The sequence below is a fragment of the bacterium genome, from assembly GCA_027622355.1.
In the GTDB taxonomy this organism is placed as follows: Bacteria; UBA8248; UBA8248; order UBA8248; family UBA8248; genus JAQBZT01.
This window is the reverse complement of record JAQBZT010000039.1, coordinates 1-14,435: the sequence shown is the minus strand read 5'-3', so window position 1 is coordinate 14,435 and position 14,435 is coordinate 1. Positions and strand designations below refer to the sequence as shown.

Sequence of the window (14,435 nt, the reverse complement as noted above, 5' to 3'; positions counted from 1 at the left end):
AAGTCAAAGGTGTAGTTCCCCGTCCGGGTCGGCTCGATTCGGGTGTTGATGTATTTGCCGCCGGGGCCCTTTTCGCGGATGACGATTTTCCGGTCGAGGAGCGCCGTCCATTTTGTGATGTACAAGAAGGTATAGGGCTGATCGCGGTAGATGATTTCGTGGAGCGCGTGGGCGTAGCGGATCTGTTTCTTCAGATCGTACTCTTGGCGGATCTTCACGATGAGGCGGTCGGCCTCGATGTTTTGGTAGCCGACGAAATTGAGCTGGCCGGGGTTCGTCTGGCTCGAGTGCCATATTTGGTACAGATCGGGATCGAGGCCAAGGCTCCACCCAAGAATAACTGAGTCGAAGTTCAGGCCATGGATGTATTTTTTGATGAACACCGCCCATTCGACGGTGTCTATCCGCACCTCCACGCCGATTTTTTTCCATGCGTCCTGAACGACGATGGCGATGGCCTTGCGCTGCTCGTTCCCGTGGTTGGTGAGGAGGGTGAACTGGAGCGGCTTTCCGTCCTTTTTCATTCGCCCCTTTACTTTTTTCCATCCCGCGCGGTTCAGCAGGCGGATGGCGCCCTTCGGGTCGTGGGGCAGGGGGGCGACGCTTTTGTTGTAGTGGTCGCTTTGCTTGACGAATGGGCCGGTGATGTCCTCGGCCTCCCCGTTCAGGATGTATTTGTGGATCTGGTTGGTGTCGATGGCCATGCTGAGGGCACGGCGCACGCGCACATCGTCAAAGGGCTTCCGCCGCATGTTGTAGCCGATGTAGGTGAAGCCGAAGGAGAGGCCCGAGAAAACCTGAAAGCGCGTGTCCTTTCGGAGGCGCTCCACCTGATGGGTCCCGGCGCCGTAGCTGTCGAGGGTTCCGGCGTAAAAGGCCATCTCCTGGGTGAGGGCGTCGGGGATGATGCGGAAGATGTACTCCTCATACTCGGGCGGTCCTTCCCAGTAGCTGGAGTTGCGGACCAGGCGAATCATTTCGTCCGAGCGCCACTCCCGGAACACGAACGGGCCGGTGCCCACCGGATTCCGGTTGAATTCGCTGTCACGCAGGGTGAATTTGCCGGGGTCGAGACCCCGGCGGCGGGCCTCGACGGCGAGCGCATTTTTGTTGAGCAGATGCTCGGGGAGAATGCCCATCCCCCAGGTGCCGAAAGCGGGCGAGTAGAGGCGTTTGTAGACGACTTTCACGGTATAGAGGTCGGGGGTCTCCAGATACTTCACCGGCTCGTAGTCGGGGATGCGGGGCGAGATGTTCCTCCCATCCATGATGGAATTGTAGGTGAAGCGGACATCGCCCGAATCGAACTCGCGCCCGTCGTGAAAGCGGACGCCCTCCCGGAGATGAAAGATGATCACGGGATTGTGCTCGGTCAGGTTCACGCGGCCGAGCGCGGCTTGAAGCGCGGGGGCCGGCAGCTCCCCGCGGATGTAGGGGCGGGGGTCGTCGGCGAACTTGTCATCTCCGATGAGTTTTTTCAGCCGCGGGAAGAGGTCCTGGTCCACTTTTTTCAGGGTGAACTTGATCCGTTTCGGATAGGCGATCGTGAAGGTGAAGCGCCGGGGCGGACCCCCCTTTTTGAGGGGCGGGAGCGTGACGCTCTGCTTCTCTTCCCGGGGCCCTGCGATTTCGATCTCCTTGATATTTTTCAGCCAGGCCGCTTTCCCCTGGTAGTGGGCCCGCTCGATTTGAAGGAACACCGCCTCTGCCGTGGTGCTGCCGGGCCGGGGAACGAAGTAGGCTTCTTCGTAAATCTCCCAGGATTTGGCGAGCCTTCCGCGGAATTTGAGATCCTTGTCCCTGTCGATCAGCCCCTCGAACACGAGATTGACGATCGTGCCGCTCGAGGCGTCAGAGTAAAGGGCGGGGTTGAGGATTTGGGCATCTCCGATGGTGCCCTGGATGTATTGGCGGAGTCTCTTGCTGCTGCCCTTGGCCTGATCGCGGAAGGTGGGGACCCAAAAATAGGACTGGAAAAGAAAGGCGATGATCAGAAGTGGAAGCAGCAGAAGAATCCGTTTGATGAGCAACGCTAGATTCTCCTGTGCATGGGGTCCGGGGCGGTTCCTATGGGGTGGATTTGGCCGGCTTCTTCTCAGGGGCCGGGCCGGGTTTCGGGGCGGCCGGTGTGCTGGCTCCCTGGCGGAGGGGAGCGGCGGGAACGATTGATATGGTCGCGCTCCGGGAGGACACATAGGTGAGCAGCAACGATGTGAGCATGAAGCAGATGGCCGCGCCGGTGGTCAGCTTGCTGAGGAAGCTGGTGGGACCGCGCGAGCCGAAGAAGGTGTCACTGGAGCCGCCGAAGGCCGCGCCCATCCCGGCGCCTTTTCCGGTCTGGAGCAGTACGACGAGAATCAGGGATATGGCAGCCAAAACATGAATGACGGTGAGGAGCGAAGACATGCTTATCCTTTCAGCGTATCAGGCCTTTTGAGATATGTTTTCGGCGGCTTGGACGATGGCGAGGAAATCCCCGCTCTTGAGGCTGGCCCCGCCGATCAGGCCGCCGTCAATGTCGGGCTTGGCGAACAACTCGGCGGCATTATCGGGCTTTACGCTGCCCCCGTAAAGGATGCGGGTTTCTGACGCCCAGTCCACCCCGAATCCCTCGCCGAGGCGGCCGCGGATGTAGCGGTGCACCTCCTGGGCCTGATCCGGGGTGGCCGTCACGCCCGTCCCGATGGCCCAGACGGGTTCGTAGGCGAGGACCAGCCCGGCGGGCGCCTCCCGGAAGGCGGAAAAGAGGCACTGCTCGAGTTGAAGGCCGATGCGTGCGAGCGTTTGCCCCGCCATCCGGGTGGAGAGCGGCTCGCCCAGGCAGACGATGGGCACCAAGCCGCCGGCGTGGACCGCCGCCGCTTTTTGGGCGACGAGAGCGTTTCCCTCTCCCATCAGTTCGCGGCGCTCGCTGTGGCCGAGGATGACGTGGGTAGCGCCCGCGTCCTTCAACATCGCTACGCTGACCTCGCCCGTGAAGGCGCCGCCGCCCTCGGGCGAGCAGTCCTGGCCCGCGACGCCGATGGGAGCGCCTCCAAGGGCCGCCGAAACGGCGGGCAGGGCGAGGTAGGGAGGGGCAAGAACGACCTCTGTCCGCCGTTGCTGGGGAAGTCCCCCGGCGATGGCGCTTGCCAGGGCGCTCCCCTCGCCGAGCAGCATGTTCATCTTCCAGTTTCCGGCCACAAGAATCCGGCGTGCGCTCATCTGCTCTTTGCCTCCCGGTGAATGCGGACTAGGTTTTGTCGGTCAGGGAAGCGATTCCGGGGAGTTCCTTCCCCTCAAGCAGCTCGAGGAAGGCTCCGCCGCCTGTGCTGATGTAGGAGATTCGCTGGGACTCTCCCGCCGCGTGCACCGCCACATCCGTGTCGCCGCCGCCCACGATGGTCAGGGCATAGGAGTTGGCCACATGGTTGACGATGGCGTAGGTGCCGCGGCTGAAGGCATCCACTTCAAAGACCCCCATCGGGCCGTTCCAGATGATGGTCTTGGCGCCCTGGATCACTTCGGAAAAAAGCATGGCGCTCGCGGGTCCGATATCAAGGGCATACCATTCGGCGGGCACTTCCTGGGCGGGTACCACTTTCGTCTCCGCCGAGGCTTCGAACTTGTCGGCCACGACATAATCGCAGGGCAGATAGAACTTCACGCAGAGTTCCTGTGCTTTTTTCATGATGTTTCTGGCCGTGTCGATCAGATTTTCCTCGACCAGGCTGTGCCCCATCTCGTAGCCCAGGGCGCGGTGAAAAGTGCCCGCCATTCCGCCGCCGATAACAATTTTGTCCATGCGGGTCAAAAGCTTTTCGACGATGCCGATCTTGGTGCTGGCCTTGGCGCCGCCGAGGATGGCCACGACCGGCCGCATGGGGTTGTTCACCGCCCGGCTCAGGTAATTCACTTCCTTGAGCATCAAAAAGCCCGCGGCCGCCGGCTGAAGAAATTTCGTGATGGCCGACATCGAGGCGTGCTCCCGGTGGGCGTTGCCGAAGGCATCGCTCACGTACACATCGGCAAGCGCGGCGAGCTGTTTCGCAAAGCCAGGGTCGTTTTCCTCTTCTTCCGGGTGAAAACGCAGATTTTCGAGGACGAGAACCGTGCCGGACTCCATCTTGTCCACCATCGCCTGGACTTTCGGGCCCACGCAGTCGGGGGCGATGGGGCACTCTTTATCGAGGAGGCGGCTGAGCCGCTTGGCGGCCGGCGCCAGGGAGAATTTCGGATCGGGCTTTCCCTTGGGCCTCCCCAGGTGGGCGGCGATGATGACCCGGGCGTCCTCATCGAGGAGATAGTTGATCGTCGCAAGGGCGGACCGGATCCGGGTGTCATCGGTGATTTTCAGCTGACTGTCCAGGGGGACGTTGAAATCAACCCGAAGAAACACTTTTTTGCCCGAGACATTAATGTCCTCGATGCCCAGCTTGGGTGTGCCGTCCTCGATGGTACTCGTCAAACCCGCCATGGCTGTTCTCCGTCCTTTTCGCGCGTCCTTAGAGACGAGCCCCGATTTTCTTGATCAAATCAACCATTCGGCAGGAAAAGCCCCATTCGTTGTCGTACCATGCGAGGACTTTGACCATCCGCTTTCCAAGCACCTTGGTGGAGAGGCCGTCCACGATCGAGGAGGAAGGATCTCCGAGAAAATCGGTCGAGACCAGCGGCTCATCCGTATAGGCCAGGATCCCCTTGAGCGGACCCTCTGCCGCCGCTTTGAGCGCGGCGTTCACATCTTCCGCCGTGGCGTCCTTTTCCAGATCGGCCACCAGATCGACCACCGAAACATCCTGGGTGGGGACCCGGATCGCCATTCCGTCGAGTTTGCCCTTGAGTTCGGGCAAAACCAGCCCGACCGCCTTGGCGGCCCCCGTCGTGGTGGGAATCATGTTGATGGCCGCCGCCCGGGCGCGCCGAAGGTCTTTGTGGGGCAGGTCCAGAATCTTCTGATCGTTCGTATAGGCATGGGTCGTCGTCATCAGGCCGGATTTGATGCCGAATTTTTCGTGAAGCACCTTGGCCACGGGCGCCAGGCAGTTTGTCGTGCAGCTCGCGTTCGAGATGATGTTGTGCCGGATGGGGTCGTATTTATCGTCGTTGACGCCGAGGACCATGGTGATGTCCTCGTCCGTCGCCGGGGCCGAGATGATCACTTTCTTCGCGCCCGCGGTCAGATGCTTTTCGGCGTCCGCGCGCTTGGTGAAGAGGCCGGTGCTCTCGACCGCAATCTGGACGCCCAGGGCGCCCCAGGGCAGCTTGGCCGGGTCGCGCTCGGAGAGCACCTTGATGCTCTTGCCGTTGACGATGATCTCGCCTTCGCCGACCTTGACCTCCCCGTCAAAGCGCCCGTGCACCGAGTCGTATTTCAGAAGATGGGCGAGTGTATTCGGGTCGGTGATATCGTTGACGGCCACGAATTCAATCGCGGGATCGTCGATGCCAGCCCGAAGCAGGTTCCGACCGATGCGTCCAAATCCGTTGATTCCCACTTTAATCGCCATCGCCGGTACATCCTCCGTTTGGGATTGAAGATCACGAAAGAAACAGGGCCAGCCGCAACGCAATTTCTGGATCGGTATAAGGAAAGGCCGATAAAACCAATTTATAGTCTGCTTTTCCGGGCGTCAATCATCCGGCGAGGCGCCTTTCCAGATCGGGCAATACGCGCTCGATGGCATCCGACACAGTCCGACTGAGCCAGGCCTCTACATCCTTTTCGTTCCAAAACACGGAGCTGGTTCTTTTCGGCTCCAGCTGAATCCGCTTCTTGATGATGGTTCCGCTGGTGGGCGATCCGGCAATGATTTCAATCCAAAACACGTTGCGGGCGTCCACGTAGGCGACCGTGTCCTTGGAGGTGAACCACATCTTGTGAATTCGGCCGGAGAGGACGATCTCCCCTTTCTGGTCCCAGAGTTGGGCGGGCGTGCCGTCCCATCTCGAGTCGAGGACCCGCACGTTCCTTTTCGTGTAGTAGCCCTTGATGACGTTTGAAATGTGCGAGGGCAAATCTCCCTTGGTGGAGTAGCGATCGATCCCGCCGCCGATGCGATTTCTTTCTCCCACGGGTCCGCCGGCACGCTCGCTCCGGCTATCGATGAGGATGCCCAGCGCGACCGTTTTGACGGGAGAGCGGACGCCGGATACGTCCTTGTCCGGCGTATAGAGGAGTTGGATCGATACATCCCTCACTTTTGCGGCGCATCCGGCCGCCAGAAGGAGAAGAACAATGACAAAGATGTTGAACGCGCGGGGTCGCATTTGGGCTCCTCCGGATTTTGGGTAATTTTTCAGACACCCCCCAAAGGGGTTTCCCGATACTATCCACTATCGCAGGGGGCAAGAAAAGGGCGGGAACCGATCGGGAGCCGGAGGTCTTATTTCTTTCCCCGGCGGAGGCGCTCCGTCCCCTTGGCGTCCAGCTGCCATCCACCGGCTTCTTTCTTGAGGGCGACACGATAGACTTTCCGGGCCATTTCCGGGTTCACATATCCTCTTTGTACATCCAGGAGGACCGCCTCGGGCGCCCTTTCAGAGGGCGGGCCCCAGCCGCCGCCGCCGGGTGTTTCGATATCGAGAATATCCCCTTCCTGGATAAAATGCTCCGAGGAGACGCCTCCGATTTCGTGGAATGCCCCTTCATCGGGCCCGAGACGCGCCCGGAAGGGGGCGCCGGGGGTGCCGCCGCCGCCGCCGAAGGGCCCCTCGGCGGACGCGCCCGCGACGCTCGAAATCTCCCCCTCCACATACAGTTGGTAGCGGTAGTGAAGCCCGAGTCCGCCGCGGAAGGTCCCGGCACCGCCCGAGTCCGGCACGAGGCCGATGGCCTCAATCCGGATGGGGTAGCGCGCTTCGGCGAACTCGACGGGCATCGCGCCGCTCCGGCCCAGGGGCGGGGCGGCCGATGTCCCATCTCCGCCCGGACCCGCTCCCAGGCCCGCTCCGAGGGATTCGCGGAAAAAGAGGTATCCGCTCCCTCTGCGGCGCCCCCTGAGGCTCCAGGTCCGGAAGTTGTCGAATCCCGCCGGAACCTTTCCCGAGGTCGCCTCAAAGAGCGCCTTCTCGAAGGCCGAAAGAAGACTGCTCAACGTCAGTGCCCGCAGGCCCGTCGGGGCGGGAAAGTGCGGGGTGAGGATCGTTCCCGGCTCCGGGAGCATGATTTCGATCGTGCGGCAAACGCCGTCGTTGAGTGCGATTCCCGAGCGGCGCTCGGGTGTTTCGGCGAGCTGGAGCAAAAGGGGGGCAATGAGTCTGGCGAAATACAGGCGGCCCTCCCCCTGCAACGGGCAGTTGATCGGCCCCTTGGCCTGTGGACCTGCCCCCGTCAGATCCACGCGAAGGCGCTCCCCCTCGCGTGAGAGGGCCAGGCGCAGCACATGCGGCCCGGAGATTCCGTCTGTCTCGATGGTGGACTCCGCCTCCCAGCGCCGCCCCTCGGGAATGCGCGCGATCACCTCTTTTTGGAACGCCACCTCCGACTCGCGCAGCAGATCCGCGAAGCAGGCCGTGAGGTTATCCCCGCCGTAGCGGCCGACCAGCTCGCGCAGCCGCAGGGCTCCGATCCGCAGAGCGCCGAGCTGGGCCGAGATGTCGTCGGCGAGCGTGTCGGGAAGCCGGCTGTTCCGGGCGAGCACCGTCAGGACATCCTCGGAGAGTGCGCCGTTCTGCGCGATGCGCACGGGGGGGATCAGGATTCCCTCGTGGAACACCTCGAGTGCCTGAGTGGTTTCCCCGCCAGGGCGGGCGCTGCCCAGATCATCGTGCCGGGCCCTGATCTGGAGAAAAGCGACAATTTGATCGCCATCGAACAAGGGACGGGCGAGACACAGCTCGGCAGCCTCCCCGAATCCCGGCGGGGAGAGATAGGGGTCGTTGAAGAGAAAAACCTCCCCCGGCGCCATTTTCTCGGGCGGGAAGCGCTCCAGCACGGGGCCGGGGCTGGCCCCCAAGGTTCTTCCGGTGACGGCACGGCCGAAGCGGTCGGTCAGGGTGACGGAGAAATCCCGGCTGTCCCGGAGGGCGGGGCTGCGCCAGACGCGGGAGAGGAAATCCTCGATCTCCTCCTCCAGGGCCCGGAGCGCGCCCGAGACGATTTCGCTGACGATGGGGTTCACGTTCATTGCCAGGTCGCTCCCACGCCGTGCCAGCCGGTGGGCCGGCCCGCGCGCTCTTTTTGTTCTTTCATCTCGGCGCGGAACTGCATCACGAGATTGCCGAAGCGGTCCACGCGCCCTTCCTGTCGGGGGAAGATGACGGTCGTGCTCCCCAGGCTTTCAACGATGGCGGGGCCGGGGATGTAGTTTCCCTCCTTGAGGCGCTCCCGGTAGTAGACCGGGGTATCGAAGAAGCCGTTCGTCTCGCGGAACCAGACCAGCCGCGCGCCCTTATAGGCATCCTCTGGGCTTTCCTTGCCGACCTCGAGGAGGGGAAGATTCGGCGGATTGGTGAACCCGATTCCGGTGACGCGCAGCGTGACGATCTCGACCGGCCGGCTGCTGGCGTGGTTGTAGGTGTTTCGCTGCTGGTAGAGCTGATGGAAGCGATTGAAGAGAGTCGCGACGGAGGCGGGCGCCATGTAGCCCGAGGGGACGTCCACCTCGATCTCGTGCGCCTCGCCCTGGTAGCGGAGCTCCGCCGTCCGCCGGAGGGCACGCCGGTGGGGCGGGATCCCCTCGGTGCTGAGTCCGGTATCTGCTTTGTTTTCAAGGTATTGGAAGGCATCCGCCAGCTTCCCGATATCCAGCGCATCCTCCCGCTGAAGGTGCGGCATCGCGTAGTCGTTCACGAGGTCCACCACCTCCAGGCCGAAGGCGCTGGTCATGCCCGCGAACGGCGGAACGATCACCGTATCCATTCCCAGGAGTTCGGCCACAAGACCCGCCGTCAGGGGGCCCGAGCCGCCGAACGCCATCAGGGCGAAATCGCTCGGCGAGATGCCCCGCTGGATGGTGGCCCGCCGGACGGCGTGTACCTGATTCCAGGCGGCGATCTCGATGACGCCCGCCGCCATTTCGAGCGGGTCCATTCCGAAGGGCTGGCTCAGTTGCCGCATGGCCCGCATGGCGAGCGCCTTGTTCAGCGTCACTTCGCCGCCCGCGAGCTGAAGCGGGCTACGGGCCAGCACCAGATTCGCATCGGTGACCGTCGGCTCCTCGCCGCCGCGGCCGTAGCAGATGGGTCCCGGTTCGGCGCCCGCGCTCCGCGGGCCGACCCGGAGCCTTCCCTCAGGGCTTTGCCAGGCGATCGATCCGCCGCCGGTGCCGATGGTGACGACATCGATCATGGGGAGGCGGAGTACGAATTCATCGAGATGGTGCCGGCTGGCGCGCTTGGCCTGACCGTTTTCCACGACCGCAATGTCGGTGGAGGTGCCGCCCCCATCGAGGGTGATGAGTTCCCGGTGGCCGGAGAGAGTGCCCAGATAGGCGGCCGAGAGGGCGCCCGCCGCCGGGCCCGAGAGCACCGTGGTGATCGGTTTTCGGGCGACTTCGCGCGCGGTGGAAACGCCGCCGTTGCTCTTCATGACCAGGAAGGGAACCTCCCCGAGGGACTCCTCGATCCGGCCGGCGCTCCGGTCCATGTATGCCTTGATAGGGGGTTTGATGCAGGCGTCCAGCAGTGTGGTCACGGCCCGTTCGTACTCCCCCGGCTCGGGGATGACTTCGCTTGAGATGCTGACGAAGCATTCGGGGAATTCCTTCTCGAACGCCGCGCGGATCATCTCCTCGTGGGTGGAGTTCGCATAGGCGTGGAGGAGACAAAAGCCCACGGCGCCGATGCCCGCATCCCGAAACCAGCGCGCCGCATCGCGGGCTTCTTCCTCGGGGAGGGGGGTGAGAATCTCCCCCGTGCTGGAGACGCGCTCGGACACTTCCCGGATGCGCTCGGGCGGAACGAGCGCCCCGGGAAGGGGCCGAAGAAGGTTGGCGGCATAGTGGCCGCCGTTTTGCGGGTCCACCATCCTGCTGACGCGCCCGATTTCGAGCAGGTGGCGGAATCCGCCGGTGACCACAAGACCCAGATTCTCGAATTTCCGCTCAAGAATCGCATTGGTGGCGACGGTGGTCCCGTGGAAGACGCCGGTCACCTCGCGGGGCCGGATCTTGGCCTCCGCCAGAAGTTTTTGGATGCCCTGGATGAGGCCTTGGCTGAAATCCCCCGGGGTCGTGGGGGTTTTGGTGGTGTAAATCTGCCCGGTATCGGCGCGCACCCCGACCACGTCGGTGAATGTGCCCCCCGTATCAATGCCGATGCGAAACCCGCGTTTTGGCGTCATCCCCATCCCATCCGCACCTAAAGCGTGAACAAAATCGCCGCGCCCAGAGCGAGGACGAGGCCAGCGCCCTTGGCCAAGGAGAAGGACTCGCCCAGGAAAAAGACAGAAAGAAGGGCGGTGACGCCGGGGTAGAGGGCAGTCAGGGCGACGACGGCCGTCGTATTTCCCTCTGCGCGCGCCAGTGCGAATGTGAAAAACACCAGGGCCGCCATGGTCGCCACCGTCGCGCCCACCGATATCCACAGCGCCGGCTTCAGCGGCGGGAGGGAAACCTGGCGGGAGATGAGGCCGAGGGCCACGAGGGCGGCGATGGAGATGCCCATCGCAACGAGATGGGGCATAGGGCCGAGGCGCTTTTGACCCAGCTGCATCAGCATTCCCCAAAAGCCGAAGCTCAGGATGGAGAGTGCCGTATAGATAAGGGTTTTCGAATCCAAGAGCCTGTCCCCCCTGTTAAAAACGTGGATTTCCTTGTGCCGAGCGTTTTTCCTGTCCATATCCACGTTATCGAGATCGGGCGCCTCCACCGGAAAGCCGGGGAGTATCGCTCCATGTGCAGGGCGCCTTTATACCCCAGTGCCGGTGAATCTGAAAAGGTCAAGGAATATCAGGCAAATGGCAGGCCGAAGGGCATTTTTCCCCGAAAATTGGCCCAAAACAAAGGGGCCCCGCCTTCCGGCGGAGCCCCTCGTCAAGCCGCTTGCTCTCGAAAAAGCTTGATCTTGCTACTTTTTCTTTCTTTTGGCTTTGCGCTTGGTAGCTTTCTTCTTTGTGGCTTTCTTCTTTGTGGCCTTCTTCTTTGTAGCCTTCTTCTTTGTAGCCTTCTTCTTTGTAGCCTTCTTCTTTGTAGCTTTCCTCTTTGTGGCCTTCTTCTTTGTAGCTTTACGCTTTGCTTTCTTGGCAGCTGCCATTCCAGCGATCTCCCTGCGGGGCGGATATAGGTTGCGCCAAGCGAGACGCGAGTCTTCCAGGTGGAGCAAGCGACGTGTTGTCGTTCCTGTCAGCCGTTCCTATGGATGAAATAAAAATGATTTGAACATTGAGGGCGGAAAAAACATTTGCAATAGGAAATTTATGACATTGGGGAATGAAAGGTCAAGATTTATTTTCACCCCTCTCAGGCGCTGCAAGCAGAGATAAAAGCCGGATCGTTCCTGCTTCGGTGTATACAAAACGGGTGAAAGGAGTTCGTTTCCACCTTTGATGAAAGTGTTTTGACGGGGCGGTGTCCCGAATAATGCAATAAGAATGGGAGTAATCGTTATTTTTTTTGTTCTTCCTCTCTTGCGGCAGAGCCTGTTGCTTCTCTTGCAAGATTTGATGCGAAGACCCGGATAAGGGAAAAAGTGGAAATAGATCCTGTGGTCAGAATCTGATTTTTTTTTTAGTGTGATGTCTGATTTGAGCGTTTTTTGCGTGAAATTGCCAATTTTCCGCAAGAGCGATTCATTGTATGGTCTCATCTGGACTTCAGGGATGAGAGTGTTTGCTTCGTGTAACTGGAGAGTGGATCCGCAATGCGCGTATCTCCGCACGTCCACACCTTGTGGCTCGAATTTGAGATTGAACCGCCCGGCGGAGGCAAAATCCCCCGCTTTGTGACCTCTTACGTCATTGAAGGGGAGCGCCTCGCCGTTGTGGATACGGGGGTGGCGCAATCGGTGCCCGAAATTTTCGCCTGTGTCGAATCCATCGGCCGGAAGCCGGAGGACATCGCCTGGGTGGTCAACACCCACTCCCATTTCGACCACATCGGCGGGAACGGCGTCATCGCCGAGCGGGCCGCTCCCCGTTTTTGCGCCCATCCGTTCGCCCGGCCGCTGATTGAAGACCTGGACCTTCAGAACCAGATCCGCCCCGCCGGGAACATGCGCCAGAAAATGTCGGGCCCGGTGAAGATCGGGAAGCTGCTCGGGGAGGAAGATGTTTTGGACCTCGGCGGCGGGGTCTCGCTGGAGACACTCCACACGCCGGGGCACTCCTCCGGGAGCCTTTCGCTTTTTGTCCCGGGCGACGGCGCCCTCATTTGCGGAGACGTTTTGCCCGAGCCGGACACCCTGCCCATCTACGAAAATGTGCCGCTCACCCTCGAGAGCCTGGAGAAGCTCCGGCAGGTTCGCGGCGCGAATCTCCTTCTTTCCGCCATGAGCCGAAAAGTATCGAAGGGCCCTGAGGTCGCCGCGCATATTGATGCGGGAGAGGCGTATCTCCGCCGCATCGATCGGCTGGTCCGGGAGGCGGTGGAGGAGATGGGAGAAGAAGAAAATATCCTGGCGATCGGAAAACGCGTGTTCGCCGCGCTGGGGCTTCCCGAGGCGGGTCTGATCCCCATCGTGCTGCGGAGCTTCCAGGCCCATCTTGAGTGCGAGCCGCTGGAGGAGCGGGGAGCGGGAGGGAGCGGGTGACGTCCCAGGATGGAACCAGCCCGGAGATCGACACCCGGCGGGCGGAGGCCTATCAGGAGTTTCTGGTCCCGGCCATCTTCGGGCCCTGGACGGGGGTATTGGTGGAGAAGGCCGGGCTCCAGCCGGGCGAGGCGGTGCTCGATGTGGCCTGCGGCACGGGGGTGGTTTCCCGGATCGCGGCGGAGCGGGTCGGTGATGCAGGCCGGGTGGTTGGCCTCGATCTGGACCCGGGGATGCTCGAGGTTGCGAAGAGAAACACCCCCCTGCCGGTGGATTGGGAGCTGGGAGACGCCCAGGCCATGCCCTTCGGGGATGGGGAATTCGACGCAGCGCTCTGCCAGCAGGGTTTTCAATTTCTCCCGGATCGGGTAGCGGGCCTGCGCGAAATCCGCCGGGTGCTCCGCCCGGGGGGAAGATTCGCCGCGAGCGTGTGGAGCGGATTCGAGAACAATCCCGGCTTTGAGGCACTCCACGCGGCCCAGCTGCGGCACATCAACCCCGCCGCGCCGACCCCCGTCTCGCTTTCGCTGACGGACCCGGCCGTGATCTGCTCGCTATTAGAGGGAGCCGGGTTCCGTGAAATTTCGCTGGAGACGATCTCCCGCGCTTCCCGTTTTCCTTCGGCGGGCGCGTTTGTCGAGGCCGTCGCGGCGGGCGGCCCGGCGCTGGGCCGTGCCATTGCGGAGTTGAAACCGGAGGGGCGGGAGGCTTTTATGAAGGATGTCGCGGCGTCCCTGGCGGCGTATGCAGGTTCGGGGGGACTCGAGGTACCCTTTGAGAGCTATATTTTTTTGGCGCGGACGTGACGAAGAAATATTTCAGGGCGGAGATGGAAAGACCATGACGCTGCACCTTTATACCCAAGGCTGGGACGCCGCGCTTCAGGGGCGCGGCCCGAAGTCCTTTGCCCAGGGCGCCGCCCGGATGAACGATCCCGCTGCCTTGGGTGCGGCCATCTCCGGCTACCAGGGGGGGAATCCCGCACCGGCGTTCGCCCGGGAGCGGCCCGACCTCGCCGGCATCGAAAAAAAATTGCCGCTCGCGGAGGAAAGGGACCACATCGTCGTCATCGGCAACGGCGGCTCCATCCGCAACGTATGGGCGCTCTACCGGGCGCTCGCGGAAGGCGGCGCGCCCCGGCAGCTGCATCTTCTCGACGGGACGGACCCGAGCGGTCTTTTCGGGGAGCTTTTGCCGGGGGCGGGCCGGTTTCATCCCGCGAACACGCTCCTGGTTCCGGTGAGCAAGTCCGGAAACACGGAAAACGTGGTCCAGGAGACCCGGCTTCTTCTGGAGCGGGGCTATCCCGCCCTCGCCGTCCTCAGTCCGGGGGAGAGCAAGCTCGCGGCCCTGATTCATGAAAAGGGCCTGGAGACCTTTCCCCATCCCGAAGCGGTCGGCGGGAGGTACACGGCGGGGCAGAACAATGCCCTTCTCCCCCTCGCCGCGGGAGATGCGTCGCTGGCCCGTGCGGTGGATGCGGCCTTCTCCGAGGTCCACCCACTCCTCTCGCCCGATGTGCCCTCCGGCAAGAACATGGCCAAGGCGCTGGCGCTCGCTCTGTGGCGGGCGGAGCTTGCGGGCTATACCGAGCTATTTCTGCCGATTTACGCCAAGGCGCTCTCGGGCCTCGGCGAGCTGATCGTTCAGCTGATTCATGAGAGCTACTGCAAGGAAGGGCAGGGGCAGACCGTTCTTTTCACCGAAGCGCCCGAGAGCCAGCACCACACCAACCAGCGCTACTTCGGGGGCCGGCCCAACATGGC

The 14,435-nt window shown here is 62.2% G+C and carries 13 protein-coding genes; 3 read left to right on the top strand and 10 right to left on the bottom strand.

The window, feature by feature from the left end; genetic code table 11:
• From O2807_03975 to O2807_03930, 10 genes are all read right to left on the bottom strand, one after another.
• On the bottom strand, positions 1–2,030 hold a 2,030-nt coding region (locus tag O2807_03975), incomplete at its 3' end, for an ABC transporter substrate-binding protein (GenBank protein ID MDA0999663.1).
• A gap of 37 nt (positions 2,031–2,067) precedes the next feature.
• Positions 2,068–2,406 carry a preprotein translocase subunit SecG gene (gene secG, locus O2807_03970; protein ID MDA0999662.1) on the bottom strand — a complete coding sequence of 113 codons (339 nt, stop codon included), beginning with the start codon at positions 2,404–2,406 and terminating at the stop codon, positions 2,068–2,070.
• A gap of 18 nt (positions 2,407–2,424) precedes the next feature.
• Entirely contained in the window at positions 2,425–3,204 is a 780-nt protein-coding gene (gene tpiA, locus O2807_03965; protein MDA0999661.1) for a triose-phosphate isomerase, read from the bottom strand.
• A 28-nt stretch (positions 3,205–3,232) separates the two neighbouring features.
• A complete protein-coding gene (locus tag O2807_03960) occupies positions 3,233–4,456 on the bottom strand; it encodes a phosphoglycerate kinase (GenBank protein MDA0999660.1) in 1,224 nt (407 codons plus the stop codon).
• Between the two features lie 28 nt (positions 4,457–4,484).
• Entirely contained in the window at positions 4,485–5,489 is a 1,005-nt protein-coding gene (gene gap / locus O2807_03955; GenBank protein MDA0999659.1) for a type I glyceraldehyde-3-phosphate dehydrogenase, read from the bottom strand.
• Positions 5,490–5,616: 127 nt separating this feature from the next.
• Positions 5,617–6,249, bottom strand: coding sequence for a hypothetical protein (locus O2807_03950; GenBank protein ID MDA0999658.1), 633 nt, complete (start codon positions 6,247–6,249; stop codon positions 5,617–5,619).
• Between the two features lie 116 nt (positions 6,250–6,365).
• Positions 6,366–8,108 (bottom strand): hydantoinase B/oxoprolinase family protein, encoded by a 1,743-nt coding sequence (locus tag O2807_03945; GenBank protein MDA0999657.1) that lies wholly within the window; start codon positions 8,106–8,108, stop codon positions 6,366–6,368.
• Entirely contained in the window at positions 8,105–10,264 is a 2,160-nt protein-coding gene (locus O2807_03940; protein MDA0999656.1) for a hydantoinase/oxoprolinase family protein, read from the bottom strand. Before O2807_03940 ends, O2807_03945 begins: the two co-directional genes overlap by 4 nt.
• A gap of 17 nt (positions 10,265–10,281) precedes the next feature.
• A complete protein-coding gene (locus tag O2807_03935) occupies positions 10,282–10,701 on the bottom strand; it encodes an EamA family transporter (protein MDA0999655.1) in 420 nt (139 codons plus the stop codon).
• A 288-nt stretch (positions 10,702–10,989) separates the two neighbouring features.
• The gene (locus O2807_03930; GenBank protein MDA0999654.1) at positions 10,990–11,175 is read right to left on the bottom strand and encodes a hypothetical protein; all 186 of its coding nucleotides are present in this window, start codon (positions 11,173–11,175) and stop codon (positions 10,990–10,992) included.
• Positions 11,176–11,781: 606 nt separating this feature from the next.
• On the opposite strand from O2807_03930, the gene O2807_03925 reads away from it, so the two are divergent.
• The 3 genes from O2807_03925 to O2807_03915 all read left to right on the top strand — a co-directional run.
• Positions 11,782–12,669 carry an MBL fold metallo-hydrolase gene (locus tag O2807_03925; protein MDA0999653.1) on the top strand — a complete coding sequence of 296 codons (888 nt, stop codon included), beginning with the start codon at positions 11,782–11,784 and terminating at the stop codon, positions 12,667–12,669.
• Complete coding sequence (locus O2807_03920) at positions 12,666–13,475, top strand: methyltransferase domain-containing protein (GenBank protein ID MDA0999652.1); 810 nt, start codon at positions 12,666–12,668, stop codon at positions 13,473–13,475. The genes O2807_03925 and O2807_03920 overlap by 4 nt, the downstream gene beginning before the upstream one ends.
• Positions 13,476–13,509: 34 nt before the next feature.
• Positions 13,510–14,435 (top strand): hypothetical protein (locus tag O2807_03915; protein MDA0999651.1); only part of this gene is annotated, 926 nt, incomplete at its 3' end.